Below are 26,784 nucleotides of genomic sequence, written 5' to 3' on the forward strand. Positions count from 1 at the left end.
TTTGCCCAGGTCCGGGCCGTTGTCAGTGGTCGGGTGCAGGATGGGGGCATGGTCAGCTCCGCAGATCGAGCCCTCGACGGCTTCTCCCCCGCCACCCGTGGCTGGTTCACGGGGGCCTTCTCCGCGCCCACCGCGGCCCAGGCCGGGGCGTGGCGGGCGATCGGCGAGGGCTCGGACGTGCTGGTGGTCGCCCCGACCGGCTCCGGCAAGACGCTGGCCGCGTTCCTCGCCGCGCTGGACCAGCTGACGTCGAGCCCGCCCCCGGCCGACCCGAAGAAGCGCTGCCGGGTGCTGTACGTGTCACCGCTGAAGGCACTCGCGGTGGACGTGGAGCGGAACCTGCGCAGTCCGCTGACCGGCATCCGCCAGGAATCGGTGCGCCTCGGACTGCCCGAGCCGGAGGTCAAGGTGGGCATCCGCTCCGGGGACACCCCGGCCGCCGAGCGCCGGGCCCTGGCGACCCGCCCGCCGGACATCCTGATCACCACCCCCGAGTCGCTGTTCCTGATGCTGACATCGGCCACACGCGACGCGCTGACGGGCGTGGAGACGGTGATCCTGGACGAGGTGCACGCGGTCGCGGGCACCAAACGCGGCGCCCACCTGGCCCTCACCCTGGAGCGCCTCGACGAGCTGCTGCCCCGGCCGGCCCGCCGCATCGGCCTGTCCGCCACCGTGCGTCCCGTCGACGAGGTCGCGCGCTATCTGTCCCCCCGCCGCAGGGTGGAGATCGTCCAGCCACCGTCCGGCAAGGAGTTCGACCTGTCGGTGGTCGTGCCGGTGGAGGATCTGGGCGAGCTGGGCGGCTCCCCGGCCACCGACGCCAACGACGGCGCGGAGCGGCCGTCGATCTGGCCGCACGTGGAGGAGCGGATCGCCGACCTCGTCCAGGCGCACCGCTCCACGATCGTCTTCGCCAACTCCCGTCGCCTCGCGGAGCGCCTGTGCAACCGGCTCAACGAGATCGCGTACGAGCGGGCCACCGGCGAACCGCTGGACGAACACCATGCCCCGGCGGAGCTGATGGGCGGCTCGGGCGCGGCCCAGGGAGCGCCCCCGGTCCTCGCCCGCGCCCACCACGGCTCGGTCTCCAAGGAGCAGCGGGCCCTGGTCGAGGAGGATCTGAAGGCGGGCCGGCTGCCGGCGGTGGTCGCGACCTCCAGCCTCGAACTGGGCATCGACATGGGCGCGGTGGACCTCGTCGTCCAGGTGGAGTCACCCCCGTCGGTCGCCTCGGGCCTCCAGCGGGTGGGCCGCGCCGGGCACCAGGTCGGCGCGGTCTCCACGGGCGTGGTCTTCCCCAAGTACCGGGGCGACCTGGTCCAGTCGGCCGTGGTCACCGAGCGGATGCGCAGCGGCTCGATCGAGTCCATGAGGATCCCGGGCAACCCCCTGGACGTCCTGGCGCAGCAGATCGTCGCCATGACCTCGATGGACACCTGGCAGTTCGACGACCTCCTCGCCACCGTCCGCCGGGCGGCCCCCTTCGCCGCGCTCCCGGAATCCGCGTTCACGGCCGTCCTCGACATGCTCGCGGGCCGCTATCCGTCCGACGCCTTCGCGGAGTTGCGCCCGCGTGTGGTGTGGGACCGGGTCGCCGGCACGATCACGGGCCGCCCGGGCGCCCAGCGGCTCGCCGTCACCTCCGGGGGCACGATCCCGGACCGGGGCCTCTTCGGGGTCTTCCTCGCGGGCTCCGACCCCAAGAAGGGCGGCGGCCGGGTCGGTGAGCTGGACGAGGAGATGGTGTACGAGTCCCGGGTCGGGGACGTCTTCACCCTCGGCACCAGTTCCTGGCGGATCGAGGACATCACGCGCGACCGGGTGCTGGTCTCCCCCGCGCCGGGTGTCCCGGGCCGTCTGCCGTTCTGGAAGGGCGACCAGCTCGGCCGCCCGCTCGAACTGGGCCGCGCGGTCGGCGCGTTCCTGCGCGAGGTGGGGTCCCTGTCCGAGGAGGACGCCCGGCTGCGCCTGTTGACCGCCGGTCTCGACGCCTGGGCCGCGGACAACGTGCTCTCCTACCTGGCAGAGCAGCGCGAGGCCTGCGGCCACGTACCGGACGACCGCACCATCGTCGTCGAACGCTTCCGCGACGAGCTGGGCGACTGGCGGGTCGTCGTCCACTCCCCCTTCGGCGCCCAGGTCCACGCCCCCTGGGCCCTCGCCCTGGGCGCCAAGCTCTCCGAGCGGTACGGCATGGACGCCCAGGTGATGCACGCCGACGACGGCATCGTGCTGCGCCTGCCCGACGCCGACCTCATGGGCCTGGACCTGCTCGACATGGAGCCGGCGAGGGCGGGCACGGAGTACGACTCGGAGCAGGCCCCGCTCGGCGCGGCGGATGTCGCCTTCGACAAGGGCGAGGTCGACCAGATCGTCACCGACCAGGTCGGCGGTTCGGCCCTGTTCGCGTCCCGCTTCCGGGAGTGCGCCGCCCGCGCGCTCCTGCTGCCCCGCCGCAGTCCCGGCCGGCGCACACCCCTGTGGCAGCAGCGCCAGCGCGCGGCCCAACTGCTCCAGGTGGCAAGCGAGTTCGGTTCGTTCCCGATCGTCCTGGAGGCGGTCCGCGAATGCCTCCAGGACGTCTTCGACGTCCCCGGCCTCACCGAGCTGATGGGCGACATCGAGTCCCGCAAGGTCCGCCTCGTCGAGGTCACCACCCCGGAGCCCTCCCCCTTCGCCCGCTCCCTCCTCTTCGGCTACGTCGCCCAGTTCCTGTACGAGGGCGACTCCCCGCTCGCCGAGCGCCGCGCGGCCGCCCTGTCGCTGGACTCCCGGCTGCTCGCCGAGCTGTTGGGCCAGGCGGAGCTGCGGGAGCTGCTCGACGCCGAGGTGCTGACCGAGCTGGAGCGGGAGCTGCGGTGGCTCACCGAGGACCGACGGGTCAAGGACGCCGAGGGCGTCGCGGACCTGCTGCGCCTCCTCGGCCCCCTCACTGACGCCGAGCTGGCCGAGCGCGGCGCCGAGCCGCAGTGGGCGCAGGAGCTGGCCCGGTCCCGGCGCGCCATCCGGGTCCGTGTCGCAGGCACCGACCACTGGGCGGCGATCGAGGACGCGGGCCGCCTGCGGGACGCACTCGGCACAGCCCTGCCGGTCGGTGTCCCGGAGGCCTTCACCGAGCCGGTCAAGGACCCCCTCGGCGACCTCCTCGCCCGGTACGCGCGCACACACGGCCCGTTCACCTCGGCCATGGCAGCGGCCCGCTTCGGCCTGGGTGTGGCCGTCACGGACGGCGCGCTGCACCGCCTGGCGGCGAACGGCCGTGTCGTACAGGGCGAGTTCCACCCGGCGGGCATCGGCCAGGAGTGGTGCGACGCGGCCGTGCTGCGCCGCCTGCGCCGCCGCTCGCTGGCGGCCCTGCGCCATGAGGTGGAGCCCGTGCCGCCCGCCGCGCTCGCCCAGTTCCTGCCCCAGTGGCAGCATGTGGGCGGCGGCCACGGACTGCGCGGCGTCGACGGCCTGGTCCGCGCGATCGAACAGCTCCAGGGCGCCTCCGTGCCCGCCTCGGCGCTGGAGAAGCTGGTCCTGCCCTCCCGGGTGGCCAACTACAACCCGGCGATGCTCGACGAACTCACCGCGGCCGGAGAGGTCGTCTGGGCCGGTGCCGGAGCCCTCCCCGGCAAGGACGGCTGGGTCTCGCTGTACCTGGCGGACGCGGCCCCGCTCCTCCTCCCACCGCCCCACCCGCTGGAGCCGACCGCCCTCCACGACTCGATCCTGAGCGCCCTCTCCGGCGGCTACGGCCTCTTCTTCCGCCAGATCGCCGACCAGGTCCGCGCGACCACCCACCCCGACGCCACCGATCCCCAACTGGCGGACGCCGTCTGGGACCTGGCCTGGTCCGGCCGCCTCACCAACGACACGCTCACCCCCATGCGCTCTCTCCTGGGCTCGGGCCGCACCGCGGGCTCCACCGCCCACCGCGCCAAGCGCACGGTCCCGCGCGGCCGGTACGGCTCCCTGACGGCCGCAGCGCGCCCCCAGTCGCGTACAGGGCCGCCCACGGTCGCCGGCCGCTGGTCCCTCATCCCCGCCCATGAGCCCGACACCACCGTCCGCGCCCACGCTCTGGCCCGCACCCTCCTCGACCGCCACGGCGTCGTGACCCGGGGCGCGGTCGGCGCCGAGGGGGTCGAGGGCGGCTTCTCCGCGGTCTACCGCGTCCTCTCCGTCTTCGAGGAGAGCGGCCAGGCCCGCCGCGGTTATGTCGTCGAGGGCCTGGGCGCCGCTCAGTTCGCGATGGACGGCGCCGTGGACCGCCTCCGCGCCGTCTCCAACGCCCGCGAACGGAACGAGCCCGTCCCGAGCCCCGCCCCGTACACGGCCGCCGGCACCGCCGCCCACCTCACGGCACCCACGGCAGAGTCCCCGTCCCCGTGGGACACCTTCTCCGACGCATCCGGCACCCCGTTCCCCCCTGTCGACCCCAGCTCTCCCGACCTCCATCCCGGCGTCGACCCCCCGTACGCTCCGGACGGCACCCCGGACCAGGACGGACACCACGCGCCCGCCCGGACCAGCCCGTACAACCGCTCCGGCCGCCCCCCTCACCACCCCCGCACCACGCCCTCCCCGCGCGCCGTCGTCCTGGCCGCCGCCGACCCCGCGAACGCCTACGGCGCCGCCCTCCCCTGGCCCGAGCCACCCACCGAGGCCGGACACAAGCCGGGCCGCAAGGCGGGCTCCCTGGTCGTCCTGGTCGACGGCGAGCTGACCCTCTACATGGAGCGCGGCGGCAAGACCCTCCTGGCCTGGCCCGCCGACCCCGATGCCAGACCCCTGGACGACCCCCGTCTGCGCCCGGCCGCCGAAGCCCTCTCCGCGGCAGCACGCGCGGGCTCCCTGGGCACGGTCACGGTGGAACGCGTGAACGGCACCTCCGCCCTCACCTCCCCCCACGGCCCCCTCCTGGAAGGAGCCGGCTTCATCGCGACCCCCCGCGGCCTGCGCATCCGAGCGTGAGCGAAGAGCACCACCGTGAAGCACCCACGTCAGCAGAGCACCCACGTCAAAGGGACGAACCCGTGCGCCATGCGCCTGGCTGTCACGAAGGGGGCCGTCCAGCCACCGAGCACCCGCTCCCCCCGACATGCCACTCTTGACCCATGCCCGAAGGTGACACCGTCTGGCAGACGGCGAGACGGCTGCACACCGCCCTCGCCGGCAAGGTCCTGTCCCGCTCCGACCTGCGGGTACCGAGGTTCGCCACGGCCGATCTCACCGGCCGTACCGTCCTGGACGTCACCCCCCGGGGCAAGCACCTCCTCACCCGTATCGAAGGCGGCCTCACCCTCCACTCCCATCTGCGGATGGACGGCTCCTGGAAGGTGTACGCCCACGACGAGCGCTGGCGCGGCGGCCCGGCGCACCAGATCCGCGCCATCCTGGGCACCCTTGACCGCACGGCCGTCGGCTACCGCCTCCCCGTGCTGGAGCTGATCCTCACCGTCGACGAGTCCCGCGCCGTCGGCCACCTCGGCCCCGACCTGCTCGGCCCGGACTGGGACCCAGACCTGGCCCTCACCAACCTCCTGAGCGACCCCGCGCGCCCCCTCGGCGAGGCCCTGCTCGACCAGCGCAATCTCGCCGGCATCGGCAACGTCTACAAGAGCGAGCTGTGCTTCCTGCTCCGGGTCACCCCCTGGCTCCCCGTGGGCGCCTTCCCGGAGGACCTCGCCGCCCGGCTGCCGGGCCTCGCCAAGAAGCTCCTCGAAGCCAACCGCGAGCGTCCGATCCGCAGTACGACGGGCCTCCGCCGGCACGACCTGTTCGTGTACGGCCGGGCCCCCCGCCCATGCCTGCGCTGCCAGACCCCCGTCCGCGTGGCCGACCAGGGCGACGGCTCCCGGGAGCGCCCCACCTACTGGTGCCCCACCTGCCAGACCGGCCCCGTGCCGCCCGCCCGCGCCACCGGAGCACGCCGCCCGAGCCCCCGCACCTCCGGCGGAACCCGAGGCCGTACGACTAATTGACGGACCGTCAGAAACGCTCGTACCGTCGCTTCATGCCCATCCCGGCGTACGACCTCACCGGCCGCACCGCGTTCGTCACCGGCGCCGGCAGCGGTATCGGCCGCGCGTCGGCGGTCCTGCTCGCCGAGGCGGGCGCCGCCGTGCACTGCGCGGACCTGGACGCGCAGGGCCTGCACGAGACGGCGACCCTGATCAAGGCCGGGAACGGCACCGCCCATGTCCACCGGCTCGACGTCACCGACCGCGGCGGGCTCGCGCGGGCGGTGGCCGCCTGCGAGCGGCTCGATGTGATGGCGGCGATCGCCGGGATCATGCACCGCAGCCCCGTGCTGGAGACCCGTGACGAGGATCTGGAGCGGGTGTGGAGCGTCAACTTCAAGGGGGTGCTGTACGCCTGCCAGGAAGCGGCCCGCCGGATGATCGCCGACGAGACGTGGGGCAGCATCGTCACCATGGCCTCCGGCGCCGTCGACACCGGCGGTCCGGGACTCCTCTGCTACGGCGTGACCAAGGCGGCGGTGGTCCAGCTGACGAAGACCCTGGCGACCGAGGTCGGCCCGCACGGCATCCGCGTCAACGCCGTGGCGCCGGGGTGGATCCGCACCCCCATGACCGACCGCCACGACCGCGAGGCCCAGGCGCGGACCGAGTCGCTCATGGCCCGGCTGTCACCGCTGAACCGGGTCGGCGAGCCCGACGACATCGCCCACGCCGTGCTGCACCTCGCCTCCGACGCCTCGGCGTTCACGACGGGTCAGATCCTCCGCCCGAACGGCGGGGTGGCCATGCCCTGGTGACCGCGGCCCCCACCGCGCCCCCCGGAACAGGACCACCCCTCGCGCCCCCTGACGCGCCCCCCGACCGTTCCCTTGCCCGACCCTTCGGCACACAGTGGACAGGGAGGAGACTCAGCCCCCACCCCCCGGCCGCGACCGCCCCCTCCACCGCGCCGGCGTCCGGCACCAGCGCGAGTCGCAGCACACCCCACCACCACAGCGCACCGAGCCCCAGAGACGCCCCCCAGCGAGCTATTCGCATGGCCGCCACCTCCAAGGCCTTCGGGCCCCCAGAACGACGCTAGACGGCCCTCGTCACGGCCGGAGAGGGCGCACCACCGGCACAGGGACGCACGGCCCCCTCATGGGGACCGCGCCCCCACGACCCGATGCGCCCCGCAGCACCTCACCGCCGTCCTCACGCCCCCACCGGCCTCCCGCGCCGCGCTACCCGTTCTCCGCCTGGAACATCCAGTGGTGCTTCTCGAGATCGGCCGTGATCGTGATGAAGATGTCCTGGCTCACCGGATCCGCCTCCGCGGTGCTCTCGACCCGCGCCCGCATCCGGGTGATCACCGCGCCGAGCGCGTCCACCAAGGTCCCGACCGCGTCCGCGTCCTTGACCCAGCCGTTCGGCACCCGGCCGATACCGCTGCTCCCGGCCACCGTCCCGGCCCGCCCGTCCGGCGAGACCCCGAGGGTGGAGGCGCGTTCGGCGACGGTGTCGGAGTGCAGCCGGGCGGTGTCCACGACCTCGTCGAGCTGGAGATGGACCGAGCGGAATCGCGGTCCGACGACGTTCCAGTGGATCTGCTTGGCCACCAGGGAGAGGTCGACAAGATCGACGAGGGCGCCTTGCAGTGCCTCGGAGACGGTCTTGAGATCGGCCTCGGACAGCGGGCTTTTCACCACGTACATCAGCACGCTCCGGATTCTTGAGACGACCGTACGACCACCATGACCGCACACCGCCACCCCGGCAAACGGGAGCCCCAGGCAACACAAAAGCCCCGGTCGGCCACCCCCAGGTTTTCCCTGGCGGCCCCCGACCGGGGCTTCCGCTTCGTTCTACCGCTTCACCGGCGCGCGCCGGTGCTCATGCACCCGGTCGCGACAGGTCACGCCGCGACGACGTCCACCGCTTCGGCGGGCGCCTTGATCGTGACCCGCTCCGGCGGCACACCGGCCACCGAGACGGAGTTGAGCATCGGTCGACGCACTGGTGCTGGCACCGGCTCGGTGGCCGCTGCGGACTGGGCCAGCTCGGCTAGGGCGAGCTCGTCGCTCACTTCCCGCATGAGCTCGGACATCCGTACGTCCAGCGCGTCGCAAATGGCGGAGAGCAGCTCGGAGGAAGCCTCCTTCTGCCCCCGCTCCACCTCGGAGAGATAGCCGAGTGAGACTCGGGCGGACGAGGAGACTTCGCGCAGAGTACGGCCCTGGCGCTGGCGCTGCCGACGCAGCACGTCACCCAGCAGGCGACGGAGCAGAATCATCGGTGGCTCCCTCCTCGGACCGCGTAGCCGCATCCTTCACGCCCCACCGTACCGCCTTGCGCTGCGGCCGTGCGGGGAGCGCTGTTGTGTTCACTCAGGGCTGCAAACATCAAGTCCCCCCGTTCTGTTCCGTATCCTGTGCCCGCTCATTCCCGGTCTGTTCGCCCGCAAGCTCCTGAAGGAGCAGTGCGAGTACGCTCCGTACACTCTCCATACGGATTTCCGCCCGGCCGCCGTTCAACCGCAACGACGACACTTTCCCGCCACCTGATACGCCGGATCCGGCTGCGGACGGTCCGGCGACGGCCACATAGACCGTGCCGACGGGTCGGCCGTCCTGTGGTTCCGGGCCCGCGACTCCGGTGGTCGAAATCCCCCAGTCGGCGCCGAGCGCCGAGCGCACACCCTGCGCCATCTCCACCGCGACCTGCGGATCCACCGCTCCCCGCTGGTCCAGCAGGGTGGCGTCGACATCGAGCAACCGGTGCTTCAACTCGGTGGCGTACGCGGTGACCGAGCCCCGGAAGGCCTGGGAGGACCCGGGGGCCGCGGTGAGCGCGGCAGCGACCAGACCACCGGTCAGCGACTCCGCGACGGCGAGCGTCTCACCCCTCACGGTCAGTAGTCGCAGCACTTCGGCGGCCGTGGAAGTCACCGTTCCGCTCCCTCCGCCGCGGCTTCGCGCTCGGCGGTTCCGTGTCTGCGCAGCACAATGGCCTGTCTCACATAGTCGAGTCCGGTCACCACGGTCAGGATGACCGCCGCGGCCATCACCCACCACCTCAGGGTGGCCAGGGGACCCTCCAGTGCCAGCACGTACATCCCGACGGCGATGCCCTGCGTCAGGGTCTTCAGCTTGCCGCCGCGGCTCGCCGGGATGACTCCGTACCGGATGACGACGAAGCGCAGGAGGGTGATGCCGAGCTCACGGCCGAGGATGACGCCGGTCACCCACCACGGCAGATCGCCGAGGTAGGACAGACAGATCAGGGCCGCGCCCATGATCGCCTTGTCGGCGATGGGGTCGGCGATCTTGCCGAAGTCGGTGACGAGGTCGTACGTCCGGGCCAGATGGCCGTCGAAGACATCGGTGATCATGGCGACGGCGAAGGCGGCCCAGGCCCAGGCCCGCCAGACCGGGTCGTATCCGCCGTCCATGAGCATCAGCACGACGAAGCCCGGCACGAGGACGAGGCGGACCATGGTCAGGATGTTGGCGATGTTCCAGAGGCTGGCCTGGTTGACGGCGGCGGCTCCCAGCTTCCCGCCGCGGACGGGCCGTGCCTCCCCGGCATCGATGGGGGCGGCGGCGCTCGGGGCGCCGGGAACGCCGGAGGCGCTCGCCGCGCTCTTGGCGCCGGAGGTGCCGCCCGCCGCGGATGCCGGAACTCCCGTCATCTGGCCGCCTCCTCAGTACACGCGGGGGAGGCGAGCGCGCCCGGAAGCACCTCGGCCACCAGGTCGACGCCTTCCGTGCCGACCACCTTCGCCTCGACCATAAGGCCGACGCTCAGTTCCTCGCCGTTCGTGAACAGCACCTGGCCGTCGGTCTCGGGCGCCTGGTGCGCGGCCCGGCCGTACGCGCCCTCGTCGCCGTCGACCGACTCGACCAGGACGCGCACGGTCTGTCCGACGCGCTCCTCGGCGCGCTGCGAGACCAGCTCCTCGGCCAGCCGCGAGACCCGCGCGAGCCGCTCGGCGACGACGTCCTCGGCCAGCTTGTTCTCGTACGTCGCCGCTTCGGTGCCCTCCTCGTCGGAGTAACCGAAGACACCGATGGCGTCCAGTCTCGCGCCGTTCAGGAACCGCTCCAGCTCCGCGAGGTCGTCCTCGGTCTCACCGGGGAAGCCCACGATGAAGTTGGACCGGACGCCGGCCTCGGGGGCCTTGCCTCGGATGGTGTCCAGCAGCTCCAGGAACCGGTCGGTGTCGCCGAAGCGGCGCATCGACCGCAGCACCGCCGGGGCGGAGTGCTGGAAGGAGAGGTCGAAGTAGGGCGCGACCTTCGGTGTGGAGGTGAGCACGTCGATGAGGCCGGGCCGCATCTCGGCGGGCTGGAGGTAGCTGACGCGCACCCGCTCGATGCCGTCGACCTCGGCCAGCTCGGGCAGCAGGGACTCCAGCAGCCGGATGTCGCCCAGGTCCTTGCCGTACGAGGTGTTGTTCTCGGAGACCAGCATGACCTCCTTCACGCCCTGCTCGGCCAGCCACCGCGTCTCGTTCAGCACGTCCGACGGGCGGCGCGAGATGAAGGAGCCGCGGAAGGAGGGGATGGCGCAGAAGGAGCAGCGGCGGTCGCAGCCGGAGGCGAGCTTCACGGAGGCGACGGGTGAGCCGTCCAGCCGGCGGCGCAGCGGGGATCGCGGCCCCGAAGCCGGAGCGAGACCTTCCGGAAGATCGACGGGGGCGTGTCCGGGAAGCGCGACCTCGGCCGCGGACTCCTGGCGCTGGGCCGGGCTGATGGGCAGCAGCTTGCGCCGGTCGCGCGGGGTGTGCGAGGCGTGGATGCCGCCGTTCAGGATGGTCTGGAGGCGGTCGGAGATGTCGGCGTAGTCGTCGAAGCCGAGCACGCCGTCGGCCTCGGGCAGCGCCTCGGCCAGTTCCTTGCCGTACCGCTCGGCCATGCAGCCGACGGCGACGACGGCCTGGGTTCTGCCGTGCCCCTTGAGATCGTTGGCCTCCAGGAGGGCGTCGACGGAGTCCTTCTTGGCGGCCTCGACGAAGCCACAGGTGTTGACGACCGCGACGTCCGCTTCCTCGGCGTCCTCGACGAGCTCCCAGCCGTCCGCCTCCAAGCGGCCTGCGAGCTCCTCCGAGTCCACCTCGTTACGGGCGCAGCCAAGAGTGACGAGTGCGACGGTACGGCGTTCAGGCATGGGCTCAAGACTACTTCGTCCCAGTGACAGCCCACGTCGACGGGGTTGGCCGATCACGGCCAACCCCGTACTGGCGTTTCCCTTCGACCCGCCCCTGCGTCCGCCCCGGACGCGCGGACGGCTCAGCCGACCTCGGGGTCGCCCTTGGTGTACGTCAGACGTTCGACCTGGCCGGGCTGGAAGTCGTCCTTGATCTTCTTGCCGTTGACGTAGAGCTGGACGGCTCCGGCGTCCCCGAGGACGAGGTCGATCCTGGAGCTGTCCTGGAAGGTCTTGGACTGGCCCTGCTTGAGGAGGCCGTCCCACAGGAAACGGCCGTTGTGGTCCTTGGCGGAGATCCAGCTCCGGCCGTCGGAGGCGCTGACCTGCACGGTCACCTTGTCGCGGGGCGCGGCGGCGATGGCGCTGTCGGTCGGGTCGGGCTTCGGGTCGGCGTCGGGCTTGTCTGCCTTGGGCGTCGGCGAGGGAGACTTTCCGGTGGTCGGTGTGGAGCCCTCGGCGACCTGTGTGGTGTCGCCGTCGTCGTCCCCGCCGTTGAACGCGGTGAAGCCGACGAAGCCGATCACCGCGACGATCGCGGCGACCATGGCGGCGGTCCAGTTCGGGCCGCGTCGTTCGGGACGGATCCGCTCCGCCTCGAACAGCGGGGCCGCCGGGGTCGGCGCGGGCCGCCCGCCGTGCGCCTCCGCGAACTGTTCGAGGAGCGGGGCGGGGTCGATGCGCACCGCGCGCGCGAGGGAGCGAATGTGACCGCGCGCGTAGACGTCGCCACCGCAGGGGGCGAAGTCGTCCTGCTCGATCGCGTGCACGATGGCGATGCGGACCCGGGTGGCGTTGCTGACGTCGTCGACGGTCAGCCCGGCCGCGATGCGCGCCTGCTGGAGGGCACGACCGATCGAGGGGCGTTCCGCCGAGCGTTCGTCACGGTCGTCTTCGAACGGACGCTCGTCTTCGGGGAAGTTGCCGTCAGGGGAGTTGCCGATGGACACGGGGGCGCCTTTCGAGCGTGTAGCCACCTGTGCTGGAGGTTCAGTCTAGGGGGGGTACGAAAGGGTGGGGCAACCGGGCGGTACGACTTTGTACGCCATCAGAATGGCCGGTCATCCTGCTGGTGGTGAGGGTGAGGCACGGGGCTGTCCCCTCGTCCAACTTGACGTACGACGAAGGGAAACGGTTGCTCACCATTTCCTTACGGGTGAGTCACGTTCGAATACCCGGATGACGTAATCCCATCCGTGTTCCGCCCGCCGGACAACCGCTTTTCTCCTGCCGTGCGCCCCTGTCGCGCCCCTCCGCGATACCGCTGCGGCCCTTACGCCTCAGTCTCCCCCCGGATCACCGCGAGCACGCCGTCCAGCTCATCGGGTTTCACAAGAACGTCACGAGCCTTCGAGCCCTCGCTCGGCCCGACGACACCCCGGGACTCCATGAGGTCCATCAGCCGCCCGGCCTTGGCGAAGCCGACGCGCAGCTTGCGCTGGAGCATGGAGGTCGAGCCGAACTGCGTGGAGACGACGAGTTCGGCCGCCTGGCACAGCAGGTCGAGGTCGTCGCCGATCTCCTCGTCGATCTCCTTCTTCTGCTTGGTGCCCACGGTGACGTCGTCCCTGAAGACGGGCGCCATCTGGTCCTTGCAGTGCTGGACGATCGCCGCGACCTCGTCCTCGGTCACGAACGCGCCCTGCATACGGGTCGGTTTGTTCGCCCCCATCGGCAGGAACAGTCCATCGCCCTTGCCGATCAGCTTCTCGGCGCCGGGCTGGTCGAGGATGACGCGCGAGTCGGCGAGCGAGGAGGTCGCGAAGGCGAGCCGCGAGGGCACGTTCGCCTTGATCAGACCGGTGACCACGTCCACGGACGGCCGCTGGGTGGCGAGCACCAGATGGATGCCGGCCGCCCGCGCGAGCTGGGTGATCCGCACGATGGCGTCCTCGACGTCCCTCGGCGCCACCATCATCAGGTCGGCCAGCTCGTCCACGATGACCAGCAGGTAGGGGTACGGCTGGAGCTCGCGCTCACTGCCCTCCGGCAGCTTCACCTTGCCGTTCCTGATGGCCTCGTTGAAGTCGTCGATGTGCCGGTAGCCGAAGGCCGCGAGGTCGTCGTAGCGCAGGTCCATCTCGCGCACGACCCACTGGAGCGCCTCGGCGGCCCGCTTGGGGTTGGTGATGATCGGCGTGATGAGGTGCGGAATGCCCTCATAGGCCGTCAGCTCCACGCGCTTGGGGTCGACGAGGACCATGCGGACGTCCTCGGGGGTCGCGCGGACCATGATCGACGTGATCAGGCAGTTGATGCACGACGACTTGCCCGAGCCCGTCGCACCCGCGACGAGCACATGCGGCATCTTCGCCAGATTGGCCATCACATAGCCGCCCTCGACGTCCTTGCCGAGCGCCACCAGCATCGGATGGTCGTCCTCCGCCGCGTCCGCGAGGCGCAGGACGTCGCCGAGGTTGACCATCTCGCGGTCGGTGTTGGGGATCTCGATGCCGACGGCCGACTTGCCGGGGATCGGGCTGATGATCCGTACGTCCGGGCTGGCGACGGCGTAGGCGATGTTCTTGGTGAGGGCGGTGATCCGCTCGACCTTGACCGCGGGGCCCAGCTCGACCTCGTAGCGGGTGACCGTCGGCCCGCGGGTGAAGCCGGTGACCGAGGCGTCGACCTTGAACTCCGAGAACACGTTCGACAGGGAGGCCACTATGGCGTCGTTGGCGGCACTGCGCGTCTTGCCCGGCCCGCCCCGCTCCAGCAGGTCGAGCGAGGGCAGCGCGTAGGTGATGTCGCCGGAGAGCTGGAGCTGTTCGGCACGCGCCGGCAGCTCGCGTGGCGCGTCCGGTGCCTTCTTGGTCAGGTCCGGCACCAGGGCGTCCTGCCTGGCCCCCTTGGGCGGCTTGGCGGCCGGCGGCTCCTGCGGGGTCGCCTTGCTGCGCGCGGCCGGTACGGGAGTGGTCTCCTCCCGGTCCCCCGCGGTGACGCCCTGGGTGAGGTCGGCGACCACCGGCGAGGGCGGCATGCCGTGCAGCACGGCCCCGTCGAGCGCGGCGGCGGCCGCCGCCGCGACGTCCACGGCGTCCATCGGCCGGTCCGGGTCGGGCTGCCGCACGGCGGAGCGCCTCGGGCGGCGCCGGGTGAGGGCCTCCTGCTCTGCGCCGTCCGGGTCGTACGGCTCTGGCGCGGAGCCGCGCCGGCGGGAGCGCGCGGGCAGGGCGTCGCGCCACTGCTCCTCGTAGCCGGCTTCGTCCTCGGCGAACTCGTCGTCCTCGTCGTCCGCGATGATGCCGAGCTTCTGGCCGAGCAGCCGCAGGCGTTGCGGGATCGCGTTGACCGGCGTCGCGGTGACGACGAGCAGCCCGAAGACCGTGAGCAGCACGAGCATCGCCACGGCGAGGGCCTCGCCCATGGTGTACGTCAGCGGGGTGGCCGTGCCCCAGCCGATGAGTCCTCCGGCGTCCCTTATCGCCTGCATGCCGACGCTGCGGGCGGGCGAGCCGCAGGCGATGTGGACCTGGCCGAGGATGCCGATGACGAGCGCGGACAGGCCGATGACGATCCGGCCGTTGGCCTCGGGCTTCTCGGGGTGCCGGATGAACCGCACGGCGATGACCCCGAGCAGTATCGGCACCAGCAGGTCCAGCCGGCCGAAGGCACCGGTGACCAGCATCTCGACGAGATCGCCGACCGGGCCGCGCAGGTTCGACCAGGTGCCGGCGGCGACGATCAGGGCGAGCGCCAGCAGCAGCAGCGCGACCCCGTCCTTGCGGTGTGCCGGGTCGAGATTCCTCGCGCCCTGCCCTATGCCGCGGAACACCGCGCCGACGGCGTGCGCGACACCGAGCCAGACGGCGCGTACGAGTCGGTACACGCCTCCGGTCGGATTGGGCGCCGGCTTCGGAGGGGCCGTCTTCTTCGCCGTCGCCTTCTTGGCAGGTGCCTTCTTGGCGGCGGCTTTCTTCGCGGGGGCCTTCTTCGCCGGAGCCTTCGTCGGAGCGGCCGCCTTCTTCGCGGGCGGCTTCTTCGCTGCGGACTGACGTGAGGCCATGAGTGTGAGGTTACCGGTGGAGGCCACAGCCGACACGTGTGCCTACTGCTTCACCCGTTCGTGTCGCGTGCGGGCCGCCGCGAAGCTGACACGGCTGACAGGCCGTCAACCGATCCGGAACCGCCCGCACCGAGACGCGGGCCCGGGCCACTTGTGTGACCGGGCCCGCTTCCCGACATGCGCTCAGTTCTGCGACGGCATCGGCGAGGGTCCGCCCGTGCCCGGCTCCAACGCGTCCAGCGCCCTGCGCAGGCCCGTGAGTTTGCGTTCGAGATGGGCCGCGGTGGCCACCGCCGCGGCGTCCGCGGACTCGTCGTCGAGCTGTTTGGAGAGCGCCTCCGCCTGCTCCTCCACGGCCGCGAGCCGCGCGGAGAGCTCGGCGAGGATGCCGCCGGAGGGCTCCTTGGAACCGCCCGCCGTGCCCTTGCCGCCGCCCTCCAACTGGAGCCGCAGTAGCGCCGCCTGCTCCCTGAGCTGGCAGTTCTTCATATACAGCTCGACGAAGACCGAGACCTTGGCGCGCAGCACCCAGGGGTCGAACGGCTTCGAGATGTAGTCGACCGCACCCGCCGCGTACCCACGGAACGTGTGGTGCGGTCCGTGGTTGATGGCGGTGAGAAAAATGATCGGGATGTCCCGGGTCCGTTCGCGCCGCTTGATGTGCGCGGCCGTCTCGAAACCGTCCATGCCCGGCATCTGGACGTCCAGCAGAATGACCGCGAAGTCGTCCGTCAGCAGCGCCTTGAGCGCTTCCTCCCCGGACGATGCCCGCACCAGTGTCTGATCGAGCGCGGAGAGGATGGCCTCCAGCGCCAACAGATTCTCCGGCCGGTCATCGACCAGGAGGATCTTGGCCTTCTGCACCATGGCCCGCCCTCCTCGCCCCGGCTTGGGGCCTCCCCTGTCCGCAGGACTCGACGTGACACCAGTCGGCGTCACCCCAGGGGACGACTCCCTCGCGCCACCCGTCCTTGTGCCGGTCATCGTAGCCGCACCCCGCCCGTCGCCACACCCTGTCACCGTGATGTCACTGTGCTCGTAGCAGAAACGCAAGCGGGGACCAGAAGGTTCCCCGAATCCCGCGTTTCTACACGGCCTCGGCCACACTCAGTCAGCAACTCCGTGCGCCCCCCAACGCGTTGTGACCACGGGCCGCACCTCCTGTCACTCACGCCGCATCCACTGCTCCATGACCGCCAACAGATGATCCGGATCGACCGGCTTCGTCACATAGTCGGAAGCACCCGAGTCGATCGCCTTCTCCCGGTCGCCCTTCATCGCCTTGGCCGTCAGCGCGATGATCGGCAGCCCCGCGAACTGGGGCATCCGGCGGATCGCCGTCGTCGTGGCGTACCCGTCCATCTCGGGCATCATGATGTCCATCAGTACGACCGTCACATCGTCGTGCTGCTCCAGGACCTCGATGCCCTCACGGCCGTTCTCCGCGTACAGCACCGACAGACCGTGCTGCTCCAGCACGCTGGTGAGCGCGAAGACGTTACGGATGTCGTCGTCGACGATGAGCACCTTCTCACCGTCGAACCGGGCCGCCGTCCGGCGCGCCTGCGAGGCCGCCTCCTGAGCCGCCTGCTGCGCCCAGTGCTCCTGCGCCTGCCCGTTGCCCTGCGCGTGCGAGGCGGACGGGGAGCCCGTCGGCACGGACCGGCGACGCCGCCTGAAGAGCGCGGCGGCCCCGTTCTGGGTCTCGCGGTACGACTTCACCTCGGCCGGCGTCTCGGCGCGCCGCGCCAGCTCCTCCTCGGACGCCAGCAGCTCGCCCGCCTCCAGTGCGGCCGGCGTGTTGTGGGCGTAGCCCTGCGGCGGCAGTTCGCTCGGGTGCAGCGGCAGATACAGGGTGAAGGTGGAACCGCGTCCGGGCTCGCTCTGCGCATGGATCTCGCCGCCCAGCAGCCGGGCGATCTCCCGCGAGATGGACAGCCCCAGACCCGTACCGCCGTACTTGCGGCTCGTGGTGCCGTCCGCCTGCTTGAACGCCTCGAAGATGACCCGCATCTTGCTGGCCGCGATACCGATGCCCGTGTCGGTCACCGAGAACGCGATCATGTCCGCGTCCGCGTCCCGCAGCGAGCCCGCCTCCAGCAGCTGCTCCCGGATGGCCACCGGCACATCCGCGCCCGCCGGCCGGATGACCAGCTCCACGGCCCCCGAGTCGGTGAACTTCACCGCGTTGGACAACAGGTTCCGCAGCACCTGCAACAGCCGCTGCTCGTCCGTGTGCAGCGTGGCGGGCAGCTCCGGCGAGACCCGTACGGAGAAGTCGAGGCCCTTCTCCGCGGTCAGCGGCCGGAAGGTGGCCTCCACGTAGTCGACGAGCTGGACGAGGGCGATCCGGGTCGGTGAGACGTCCATCTTGCCCGCCTCGACCTTGGACAGGTCCAGGATGTCGTTGATGAGCTGGAGCAGGTCCGAGCCCGCCCCGTGGATCGTCTCGGCGAACTCGACCTGCTTGGGCGTCAGGTTCGACTCGGCGTTGTCGGCGAGCAGCTTGGCGAGGATCAGCAGCGAGTTCAGCGGCGTGCGCAGCTCGTGCGACATGTTCGCGAGGAACTCGCTCTTGTAGCGCATGGACACCGCGAGCTGCTCGGCACGCTCCTCCAGGACCTGCCGCGCCTCCTCGATCTCGGTGTTCTTCACCTCGATGTCGCGGTTCTGCCGGGCCAGCAGCTCGGCCTTCTCCTCCAGTTCGGCGTTGGACGCCTGGAGGGCCTTCTGCCGGTTCTCCAACTCGTCGGACCGCTCACGCAGTTGCTCGGTCAGCTCCTGCGACTGCTTCAGCAGCACCTCGGTCTTGGTGTTGACGGAGATGGTGTTCACGCTCGTCGCGATCATCTCCGCGATCTGGCTCAGGAAGTCCTTCTGGATCTGGGTGAACGGCGTGAACGACGCCAGCTCGATCACCCCGAGCACGGTCCCCTCGAAGAGCACCGGCAACACGATGACCTGTGCCGGCGGCGCCTCACCGAGACCGGAGGAGATCTTCAGATAACCACTCGGCGCGTTCTCCACCAGGATCGTGCGCTTCTCCTTGGCCGCCGTCCCCACCAGCGCCTCACCGGGCCGGAACGACGCCGGCATGGAGCCCATCGAGTAGCCGTACGAACCGAGCATGCGCAGCTCGTACTGGTCGTCGTTGTCCGGGGCCAGGTCCTTGCCGTCGAGGAACGGCAGCGCCAGGAAGAACGCTCCGTGCTGCGCGGACACCACCGGCGTCAGCTCGCTCATGATCAGCGAGGCCACGTCGTCGAGGTCCCGCCGGCCCTGCATCAGGGCGGAGATCCGGGCCAGGTTGCCCTTGAGCCAGTCCTGTTCCTGGTTCGCGATCGTGGTGTCCCGCAGGTTGGCGATCATCTTGTTGATGTAGTCCTGCAGCTCCTTGATCTCGCCGGACGCGTCGACGTCGATCTTGAGGTTCAGGTCGCCCCGGGTCACCGCGGTGGCCACGCGCGCGATGGCGCGGACCTGCCGGGTCAGGTTCCCGGCCATCTCGTTCACCGACTCGGTGAGGTCCCGCCAGGTGCCGTCGACGTCACGCACGCGCGCGAGGCCGCCCAGCTGCCCCTCGGTGCCCACCTCGCGGGCCACCCGGGTGACCTCCTCCGCGAACGACGACAGCTGGTCGACCATCGTGTTGATGGTGGTCTTCAGCTCCAGGATCTCGCCGCGCGCGTCGATGTCGATCTTCTTGGTCAGATCGCCCTTGGCGATGGCGGTCGTCACCATCGCGATGTTGCGCACCTGTCCGGTGAGGTTGGACGCCATCGAGTTCACCGACTCGGTGAGGTCCTTCCACGTACCCGCCACACCCGGCACATGCGCCTGGCCACCCAGGATGCCGTCCGTGCCCACCTCACGGGCCACCTTGGTGACCTGGTCGGCGAACGAACTCAGCGTCTTCACCATGCTGTTGAAGGTGTCGGCGAGCTGCGCGACCTCGCCGGCCGCCTCGATCGTCACCGTCCGTGTCAGATCGCCGTTGGCGACGGCCGCCGCGACCTGGGAGATGTTCCGCACCTGCATGGTCAGGTTCTTGGCCATCAGGTTCACATTGCCGCTGAGGTCCTTCCAGATGCCGGTGACGCCCGGCACGTGCGCCTGGCCGCCGAGGATGCCCTCGGTGCCCACCTCGCGGGCCACCCGGGTCACCTGCTCGGCGAACGACGACAGCTGGTCGACCATCGTGTTGACGGTGGTGACGAGTTCGAGGATCTCGCCCTTCGCGTCCACGGTGATCTTCTTCGACAGGTCGCCCTTGGCGACCGCGGTCGTGACCTCGGCGATCTGGCGCACCTGGATGGTCAGGTTGTTCGCCATGAAGTTCACCGACTGCGTGAGGTCCTTCCAGGTGCCGGAGACGCCCTGCACCTCGGCCTGACCGCCGAGCTGGCCCTCCGTGCCCACCTCACGGGCGACCCTGGTGACCTCCTCCGCGAACGACGACAGCTGGTCCACCATCGTGTTCAGCGTGTTCTTCAGCTCCAGGATCTCCCCGCGCGCGTCCACGGTGATCTTCTGCGACAGGTCGCCCCGGGCCACCGCCGTGGCGACCTGGGCGATGTTGCGCACCTGGCCGGTGAGGTTGCCCGCCATACCGTTCACGGACTCGGTGAGGTCGCGCCACACACCCGCCACACCGGGCACCTGCGCCTGACCACCGAGACGGCCCTCCGTACCCACATCCCGGGCGACCCGGGTCACCTGGTCGGCGAAGGACGACAGCTGGTCCACCATCGTGTTGATGGTGTTCTTCAGCTCCAAAATCTCGCCGCGCGCGTCCACGTCGATCTTCTGCGACAGGTCGCCGCGCGCCACGGCCGTCGTCACCTGCGCGATGTTGCGCACCTGCGAGGTGAGGTTGCCGGCCATCGAGTTGACGGAGTCGGTGAGTTCCTTCCAGGTGCCGGACACACCGTCGACGCGGGCCTGACCGCCGAGACGGCCCTCGGTGCCCACGTCCCGCGCCATCCGCGTCACCTGATCGGCGAACGACGACAGCTGGTCCACCATCGTGTTGACGGTGTTCTTCAGTTCGAGCATCTCGCCCGCGACGTCGACGGTGACCTTCTGCGAGAGATCACCGTTCGCCACGGCCGTCGTCACGGCCGCGATGTTCCTCACCTGTCCGGTGAGATTCCGGAACGCCGTGTTGACGGAGTCCGTCAGGTCCTTCCACGTACCGGCCGCGCCCGGCACCTGCGCCTGACCACCCAGCCGACCCTCGGCCCCCACCTCGTTGGCCACCCGCGTGACCTCGTCACCGAAGTACGAGAGCTGGTCGACCATGCCGTTGACGGTGTTCTTCAACTCCAGCATCTCGCCGGCCACGTCCACCGTGACCTTCTGCGAGAGGTCACCGTCGGCCACCGCCGTGGTCACCGCCGCGATGTCCCGCACCTGGATGGTGAGGTTCCGGAACACCGTGTTCACCGAATCGGTGAGGTCCTTCCACGTTCCCGCCGCGCCCGGCACCTGCGCCTGACCACCCAGCCGACCCTCGGCCCCCACCTCGTTGGCCACCCGCGTGACCTCGTCGGCGAAGATCCGCAGCGTCTCGGTCATCTGGTTGATGGTCTCGGCGAGCTTGGCCACCTCACCCCGTGTGGGCACGGTCACCTTCTGCGACAGATCGCCGTTGGCGACCGCCGTGGTGACCTGGGCGATCCCCCGCACCTGCGCGGTGAGATTGCCGGCCATGGTGTTCACCGAATCGGTGAGCTCCTTCCACACGCCCGCCACACCCGGCACCTCGGCCTGACCGCCGAGCTGCCCGTCGGTACCCACCTCACGGGCGACCCGCGTCACCTCGGAGGAGAACGCGGAGAGCTGGTCGACCATCGTGTTGACGGTCTCCTTCAGCTCCAGCATCTCGCCGGCCACGTGAACCGTGACCTTCCGGGACAGATCACCCTTCGCGACCGCGGTCGTCACCAGCGCGATGTCCCTCACCTGGGCGGTGAGCCGATACGCCATGGTGTTGACGGACTCCGTCAGGTCCTTCCACGAACCGGACATGCCGCGCACCTTGGCCTGACCGCCCAGCTTGCCCTCGGTGCCCACCTCGCTGGCCACCCGGGTGACCTCGTCGGTGAACGTGGACAACTGGTCCACCAGGTTGTTGACCGTACGCCCGACCTTCAGGAACTCCCCGCGCAACGGATGCCCGGTCCCGTCCGGCGCCTGCGTCCGCAGCTCCATGCGCGGCGACAGATCACCGTCCGCGACGGCCGACAGCACCCGGCTGACCTCGGAGACGGGCCGCACGAGGTCGTCGACCAGCGCGTTCGACGCGTCGATCGCCGCCGCCCAGGACCCCTCGGTGGCCCCCGTCTCCAGCCGCTCGGTCAGCTTGCCCTCACGCCCGACGACCCGCCGCACCCGCGACAGCTCGCCGGTCAGATGCAGATTCCGGTCCGCCACCTCGTTGAAGACCGCGGCGATCTCGGCCATGACGCCGTCACCCGAGACGGTCAGCCGCTTGCGGAAGTTGCCGTCCCGCATCGCCTCCAGAGCCGTGAGCAGCCGGGTCAGGGCGGCCGTGTCCACGGTCGTGGTTCCACTGCGTGGTTTGCGCGACTTGCGCTGGTCACTCAGGGACTGTCCGCCTTTCGCGCGCGCTTTAGTGCCCCGCGTCGCTGCGCCAGACTCCACTGTGTCCCTCCCGCAAGGGTCGACCGTTCCTGCTGGGCGTACTTCGCCGCATTCAGACGCTTTGTACTACTCACACTGCTCGTACCACTCGTGCCGCTTCGTACTCGGAGTCGCCCGACCTTCTCCTGGAAGCCTGCCCAGTGTTTCACCATGGCTGAACCAGGCCATAACAGTTCGGCAGCTTCGCACACGGTCCGCACACCTCCGGACGGAAACACAGACGACCGGCATCCGCATGGACGGCGAAGGTAAGTAACCTTGCATGCGGCTGTCCAGCCACGCCGGTTCCGACCCGGCCTGGGCGGTGGCGCACGAGCACGAGCGGGCAGGCATCGGAGGGGCGGCCTCACCATGACCACCGGACTGCATCCCGGGGAGACCCCCCAGGAACCCAGGCCGACGGAGAACCAGCCTCTGCCCCGGCAGGAGGCCGTCCACGCACCCCCGCACGTAGAGAACCGGACAAGGAGTTCTGTGATCACCGCGCGCGCGGCCGCCAGCTTCGCTGCCGTCTCACGATCCGTCGCGACCGCCCGCTCGTTCGTCCGCGACACCCTCCAGGGCTGGGGCTTCGCCGACATCGTCGACGACGCGGTGGTCCTCACCAGCGAACTCGTCACCAACGCGGTCATCCACGCCGGCACCTCCGCCGACGTCCTCTGTCTGCGCGCCGACGACGGCGTGCGCATCGAGGTCGCCGACAGATACCCCGAACGTGAGATCCCCCTCCAGGGCAGCCACATCAACATGGGCAGCCCGGACCGCGAGGGCGGCCGCGGCCTCCAGCTGTGCGCGGCGATGGCCACCCGCTGGGGCGTCGAGTACACGTCCACGCACAAGCAGGTCTGGTTCCAACTCGACCTCCCCGACCGCCCCGTGGGCACCCGCTCGGCCGGCCCGTCCCTGCCCGCCGACCTCCTCCCGCTCGCCGACGGCCGGGTCCGCGTCGCGGTCGTCCAGATCGACCGCACGGGCGCCATCAGCGCCTGGAACGAGGACGCCGAGGAACTCTTCGGCTACGCCACCGACCAGGTCGTCGGCAAGCCCCTCACCGACCTCGCCGCCTGGCCGCACACCCCCGGCACCAGCACGGGCGTCGCCGAGGCCCTCCGACTCTCCCGCTGGGAGGGCAGCTACGGCATCCGCGACGCCAACGGCCGCGTGCTTCCGGTCTACGCCTCCCACCTCCGGGTCCGCGACACGGCCGGCGACCCATCCACCGTCTGCCTCCTCGTGCGCGACCACGAGCGCGCCGTCCTCCAGACCCCGATCCGCATGCCGTCCGGCGACAGCTCCGGTTCGGGCGAGGGCCAGGCGACGGACCCCTTCGAGGTCTTCATCGGCTCCCCCGCCCCGGACGACCTCGACGGCCTCCTCCAGCGCACGGTCGAACGCGCCCGCGACATGCTCGACGGCGACTCCGCCTTCCTGCTGCTGGCCACCGACGACGAGACGGAGCTGGAGGTACGGGCCTCCACGGGCCTGCCCTCGGCCCGCCAGCGCTTCGCCCGCGTCCCCGTGGAGGCCGGCCCCGGCCGCTACGGCTCGGCCCGCATGCCGGCCGTCCACGACGACCTCACGGCCGTCCCCGGCGCCGTCCCCCTCCTCAACGGCACGGGCATGCGCTCGGTCGTCACGGTCCCCCTCAAGGTCGAGGGCCGCCTCACGGGCTCGCTGGGCGTCGCCGCCGAGGCCCAGGGCCGGTACTCCAACGAGGAGGCCCTGCGCCTTCAGTTCGCCGCCGACCGCATCGCGCTGGCCGTCGAGTCGGCCCGCCTGGGCGAGCTGGAACGCCTGCGCCGCGGCTCGTTGAGCTTCCTGGTGGAGGCCTCCGACCTCCTCGCGGGCACCCTGGACCGCGACCAGACCCTGGCCCTCATGGCCCAGATGACCATCCCGACCCTCGCGACGTGGTGCGCCGTCTACACGATCGCCGACCAGGCCTCGGAGCCCTACCTCAGCTACGTCCTGCACGAGGACGAGGACCTCATCGACGGCCTCAAGGCCCTCCTCGCCAAGATCCGCCCGCCGGAGCCGATCCCCACCCCGGGCGCCCGCGTCTGGACGGCTCCCGCCGAGGCGGCCCACCAGGCGGCCCTGCGCACCTCCATGCGCAGCCTCGGCCTGGGCGAACCCGCCACGGTCAGCTCCGGCATCGGCACCACCCTGGCGACGGCCTCGGCGGTGGGCGGCGAGACCGTCGTCCTCCCGCTCGTGGCCCGCAACCGCGTGATCGGCATGCTGACCCTCGGCAAGCCCACAGACGAGCACTTCCGCCAGGAGATCCTGGAACTCGCGGAGGACCTCTCCCGCCGGGCCGCCCTCGCCCTGGACAACGCCCGTCTGTACTCGGAGCGCGTGGCCATCAGCCAGTCCCTCCAGCGCAGCCTCCTGCCGCCCGAGCTCCCGCAGATCGACGGCGTCGAGGTCGAGGTCATCTACCGCGCGGCCGGCGAGGGCAACGAGGTCGGCGGTGACTTCTACGACCTCTTCCCCATCCGTGACGGCGCCTACGGCTTCGCCATCGGCGACGTCTGCGGTACGGGCCCGGAGGCCGCCGCGGTCACCGGCCTCGCCCGCCACGCCCTGCGCCTGCTCGCCCGCGAGGGCTACGCCGGCCCCGCGGTCCTGGAGCGCCTCAACTCCGCGATCATCGACGAGGGCGCCCGCAGCCGCTTCCTCACGCTCCTGTACGGCGAGTTGTGGCCCCAGGAGGACGGCAGCGCGGTCCTGAAGGTCGTCTGCGCCGGCCACCCGCTCCCGCTGCGCCTGCGCCAGGACGGCACCGTGGAACCGGCCGCCGAACCGCAGGCCCTGCTCGGCGTCATGGAGGACCTGGAGCTCTACGAGCAGACGGTCACCCTCGACCCCGGGGACGTCCTGCTCTGTGTCACGGACGGCGTGACCGAACGCCGAGAGGGCACCCGCATGTTGGGCGACGACGGCCTCACCGAGGTCCTCACCGCCTGCACGGGCCTCACGGCCGGCGCGGTCGCGGCCCGCGTGATGCGCGCGGTCGAACGCTTCGCCTCCGACGCGCCCTCCGACGACATGGCGATTCTGGCGATGCGCGTCCCGGGTCTCCAGCAGGACTGAGCGAGCACGAGAAAGGCCCCGCCCATTGGGCGGGGCCTTTCTTTCCGAGCCCCCAAACGGAATCGAACCGTTGACCTTCTCCTTACCATGGAGACGCTCTACCGACTGAGCTATAGGGGCCTGTCACCTGTTCGAGGTTTCCCTCGCGGCAACGAGATAGATCATACCCCGATTCGGCGGATGCTTCGAACCAGCAGCGCACCGGCCGGGCACAGGCGTTCCCGAGTGTTCCAAGCGCCGGAACTAGAAGGCCGGTTGCAGCAGCCCGCCGAGCGCATTGCAGGCCGACACCAACCGCTGCAGCTGCCGCTGGGACATCTCGCCGCCGATGTGCAGTGCCAGCGTCTCGTCGGCGGCCCGCTCGGTCTCCGGCAGACTGACGTCACGCCGGAACCCCGGCATCCGGTGCACCGGCGTCTTCACCGGCACACTGCACTCGACTCCCTTGGCCCGCACGGCCCGCGCGAAGGCGTCCCGGTCCGGCCGCCCGTTCCCGGGCACCCGCACGACGTACTGCTGGAAGGTGTGCCCGTCGCAGCCCTCGGGCGTCCGTACGCCCTTCAGCTTGGCGCTGAGATACGCGGCCCGCCGCCGACGCTCCCCGAGTTCGCTGTACGGCGTCTCCGACTCTCCCTGCTCCAGCACCAACAGCCCATGCCGCTGGCCGACTTGATGAAGCGCCGCGATGTCGGCGGACCTTCCGAAGCGGTGCACGGCGACGGCGGCCACCGTCCGCGACGTCACCGCGGCCTCGACGGCCGAGGCATCCAGGCAGTACGTCACCGGATCTATGTCGGCGAACACCGGCACGGCCCCCGCCAGGCTCACCGCCTGAGCGACCTCCGGGTTCCCGAACGCCGGCACAACGACCTCGTCACCTGCGCCGACACCTGCGGCCCTGAGCATTCCAACGGTACCCATGGCGCGGATCCTGGTCGCGCAACGTGAACTCCAAGTAAAGCGCAACAAAAAAGAGCTGGTCCCCGAACCGAAATTCGGGGACCAGCTCTATCAATATTTGTTCGGCGGCGTCCTACTCTCCCACAGGGTCCCCCCTGCAGTACCATCGGCGCTGTAAGGCTTAGCTTCCGGGTTCGGAATGTAACCGGGCGTTTCCCTCACGCTATGACCACCGAAACACTATGAAATCACTCAACCGCACCACACCGTGACCATGGCATGGGGTTGTTCGTGGTTTCAGAACCAACACAGTGGACGCGAGCAACTGAGGACAAGCCCTCGGCCTATTAGTACCAGTCAACTCCACCCGTTACCAGGCTTCCATATCTGGCCTATCAACCCAGTCGTCTACTGGGAGCCTTACCCCATCAAGTGGGTGGGAATACTCATCTCGAAGCAGGCTTCCCGCTTAGATGCTTTCAGCGGTTATCCCTCCCGAACGTAGCCAACCAGCCATGCCCTTGGCAGAACAACTGGCACACCAGAGGTTCGTCCGTCCCGGTCCTCTCGTACTAGGGACAGCCCTTCTCAATATTCCTGCGCGCGCAGCGGATAGGGACCGAACTGTCTCACGACGTTCTAAACCCAGCTCGCGTACCGCTTTAATGGGCGAACAGCCCAACCCTTGGGACCGACTCCAGCCCCAGGATGCGACGAGCCGACATCGAGGTGCCAAACCATCCCGTCGATATGGACTCTTGGGGAAGATCAGCCTGTTATCCCCGGGGTACCTTTTATCCGTTGAGCGACGGCGCTTCCACAAGCCACCGCCGGATCACTAGTCCCGACTTTCGTCCCTGCTCGACCCGTCGGTCTCACAGTCAAGCTCCCTTGTGCACTTACACTCACCACCTGATTGCCAACCAGGCTGAGGGAACCTTTGGGCGCCTCCGTTAC

Annotated in this window: 15 protein-coding genes, 1 tRNA gene and 2 rRNA genes; 4 read left to right on the plus strand and 14 right to left on the minus strand. The window is 70.4% G+C overall.

The window, feature by feature from the left end; all coding sequences use genetic code 11:
• Positions 1-48 precede the first annotated feature (48 nt).
• From HW837_RS11615 to HW837_RS11625, 3 genes are all read left to right on the plus strand, one after another.
• Positions 49-4,962: an ATP-dependent helicase gene (locus tag HW837_RS11615; protein ID WP_193381296.1), complete on the plus strand. Its 4,914-nt coding sequence runs from the start codon at positions 49-51 to the stop codon at positions 4,960-4,962.
• 143 nt (positions 4,963-5,105) lie between these two features.
• The gene (locus tag HW837_RS11620; RefSeq protein ID WP_193381297.1) at positions 5,106-5,972 is read left to right on the plus strand and encodes an Fpg/Nei family DNA glycosylase; all 867 of its coding nucleotides are present in this window, start codon (positions 5,106-5,108) and stop codon (positions 5,970-5,972) included.
• Positions 5,973-6,004: 32 nt separating this feature from the next.
• Positions 6,005-6,769, plus strand: a complete 765-nt coding sequence (locus tag HW837_RS11625; RefSeq protein ID WP_045561150.1) for an SDR family NAD(P)-dependent oxidoreductase — start codon at positions 6,005-6,007, stop codon at positions 6,767-6,769.
• On the opposite strand, the gene HW837_RS48535 is transcribed toward HW837_RS11625, so the two are convergent.
• From HW837_RS48535 to HW837_RS11670, 10 genes are all read right to left on the minus strand, one after another.
• Entirely contained in the window at positions 6,717-7,010 is a 294-nt protein-coding gene (locus HW837_RS48535; protein ID WP_078853780.1) for a hypothetical protein, read from the minus strand. The two genes, HW837_RS11625 and HW837_RS48535, sit on opposite strands and share 53 nt — an antisense overlap.
• Positions 7,011-7,195: 185 nt before the next feature.
• Positions 7,196-7,666 (minus strand): Dps family protein, encoded by a 471-nt coding sequence (locus HW837_RS11630; RefSeq protein WP_045561184.1) that lies wholly within the window; start codon positions 7,664-7,666, stop codon positions 7,196-7,198.
• A 200-nt stretch (positions 7,667-7,866) separates the two neighbouring features.
• Positions 7,867-8,244 carry a helix-turn-helix domain-containing protein gene (locus HW837_RS11635; protein WP_005481441.1) on the minus strand — a complete coding sequence of 126 codons (378 nt, stop codon included), beginning with the start codon at positions 8,242-8,244 and terminating at the stop codon, positions 7,867-7,869.
• A 109-nt stretch (positions 8,245-8,353) separates the two neighbouring features.
• Positions 8,354-8,899 (minus strand): CinA family protein, encoded by a 546-nt coding sequence (locus HW837_RS11640; RefSeq protein WP_093790442.1) that lies wholly within the window; start codon positions 8,897-8,899, stop codon positions 8,354-8,356.
• Positions 8,896-9,642 (minus strand): CDP-diacylglycerol--glycerol-3-phosphate 3-phosphatidyltransferase, encoded by a 747-nt coding sequence (pgsA, locus tag HW837_RS11645; protein WP_093790441.1) that lies wholly within the window; start codon positions 9,640-9,642, stop codon positions 8,896-8,898. Before pgsA ends, HW837_RS11640 begins: the two co-directional genes overlap by 4 nt.
• Complete coding sequence (gene rimO, locus HW837_RS11650) at positions 9,639-11,120, minus strand: 30S ribosomal protein S12 methylthiotransferase RimO (protein ID WP_193381298.1); 1,482 nt, start codon at positions 11,118-11,120, stop codon at positions 9,639-9,641. The genes pgsA and rimO overlap by 4 nt, the downstream gene beginning before the upstream one ends.
• A 122-nt stretch (positions 11,121-11,242) precedes the next feature.
• Positions 11,243-12,109, minus strand: coding sequence for a helix-turn-helix domain-containing protein (locus HW837_RS11655; RefSeq protein WP_045561154.1), 867 nt, complete (start codon positions 12,107-12,109; stop codon positions 11,243-11,245).
• 323 nt (positions 12,110-12,432) lie between these two features.
• Positions 12,433-15,165 (minus strand): FtsK/SpoIIIE family DNA translocase, encoded by a 2,733-nt coding sequence (locus HW837_RS11660; RefSeq protein WP_196789774.1) that lies wholly within the window; start codon positions 15,163-15,165, stop codon positions 12,433-12,435.
• A gap of 183 nt (positions 15,166-15,348) precedes the next feature.
• Complete coding sequence (locus HW837_RS11665; RefSeq protein WP_045561156.1) at positions 15,349-16,032, minus strand: response regulator; 684 nt, start codon at positions 16,030-16,032, stop codon at positions 15,349-15,351.
• A gap of 297 nt (positions 16,033-16,329) precedes the next feature.
• Complete coding sequence (locus HW837_RS11670) at positions 16,330-21,726, minus strand: HAMP domain-containing protein (protein ID WP_177261952.1); 5,397 nt, start codon at positions 21,724-21,726, stop codon at positions 16,330-16,332.
• 456 nt (positions 21,727-22,182) lie between these two features.
• Between HW837_RS11670 and HW837_RS11675 the strand changes: the two genes are divergently transcribed.
• The gene (locus tag HW837_RS11675; RefSeq protein ID WP_045561158.1) at positions 22,183-24,927 is read left to right on the plus strand and encodes a SpoIIE family protein phosphatase; all 2,745 of its coding nucleotides are present in this window, start codon (positions 22,183-22,185) and stop codon (positions 24,925-24,927) included.
• A gap of 47 nt (positions 24,928-24,974) precedes the next feature.
• Here HW837_RS11675 and HW837_RS11680 read toward each other — a convergent pair.
• The 4 genes from HW837_RS11680 to HW837_RS11695 all read right to left on the minus strand — a co-directional run.
• Positions 24,975-25,047 (minus strand) — tRNA-Thr (locus HW837_RS11680).
• 123 nt (positions 25,048-25,170) lie between these two features.
• Entirely contained in the window at positions 25,171-25,833 is a 663-nt protein-coding gene (locus tag HW837_RS11685; protein ID WP_193381301.1) for a DegT/DnrJ/EryC1/StrS family aminotransferase, read from the minus strand.
• A gap of 114 nt (positions 25,834-25,947) precedes the next feature.
• A 5S ribosomal RNA gene (gene rrf / locus HW837_RS11690) occupies positions 25,948-26,064 on the minus strand.
• Positions 26,065-26,154: 90 nt separating this feature from the next.
• Positions 26,155-26,784 (minus strand): 23S ribosomal RNA (locus tag HW837_RS11695); the annotation flags it as partial.

Source organism: Streptomyces caniscabiei (genome assembly GCF_014930365.1).
Taxonomy (GTDB): domain Bacteria; phylum Actinomycetota; class Actinomycetes; order Streptomycetales; family Streptomycetaceae; genus Streptomyces; species Streptomyces caniscabiei.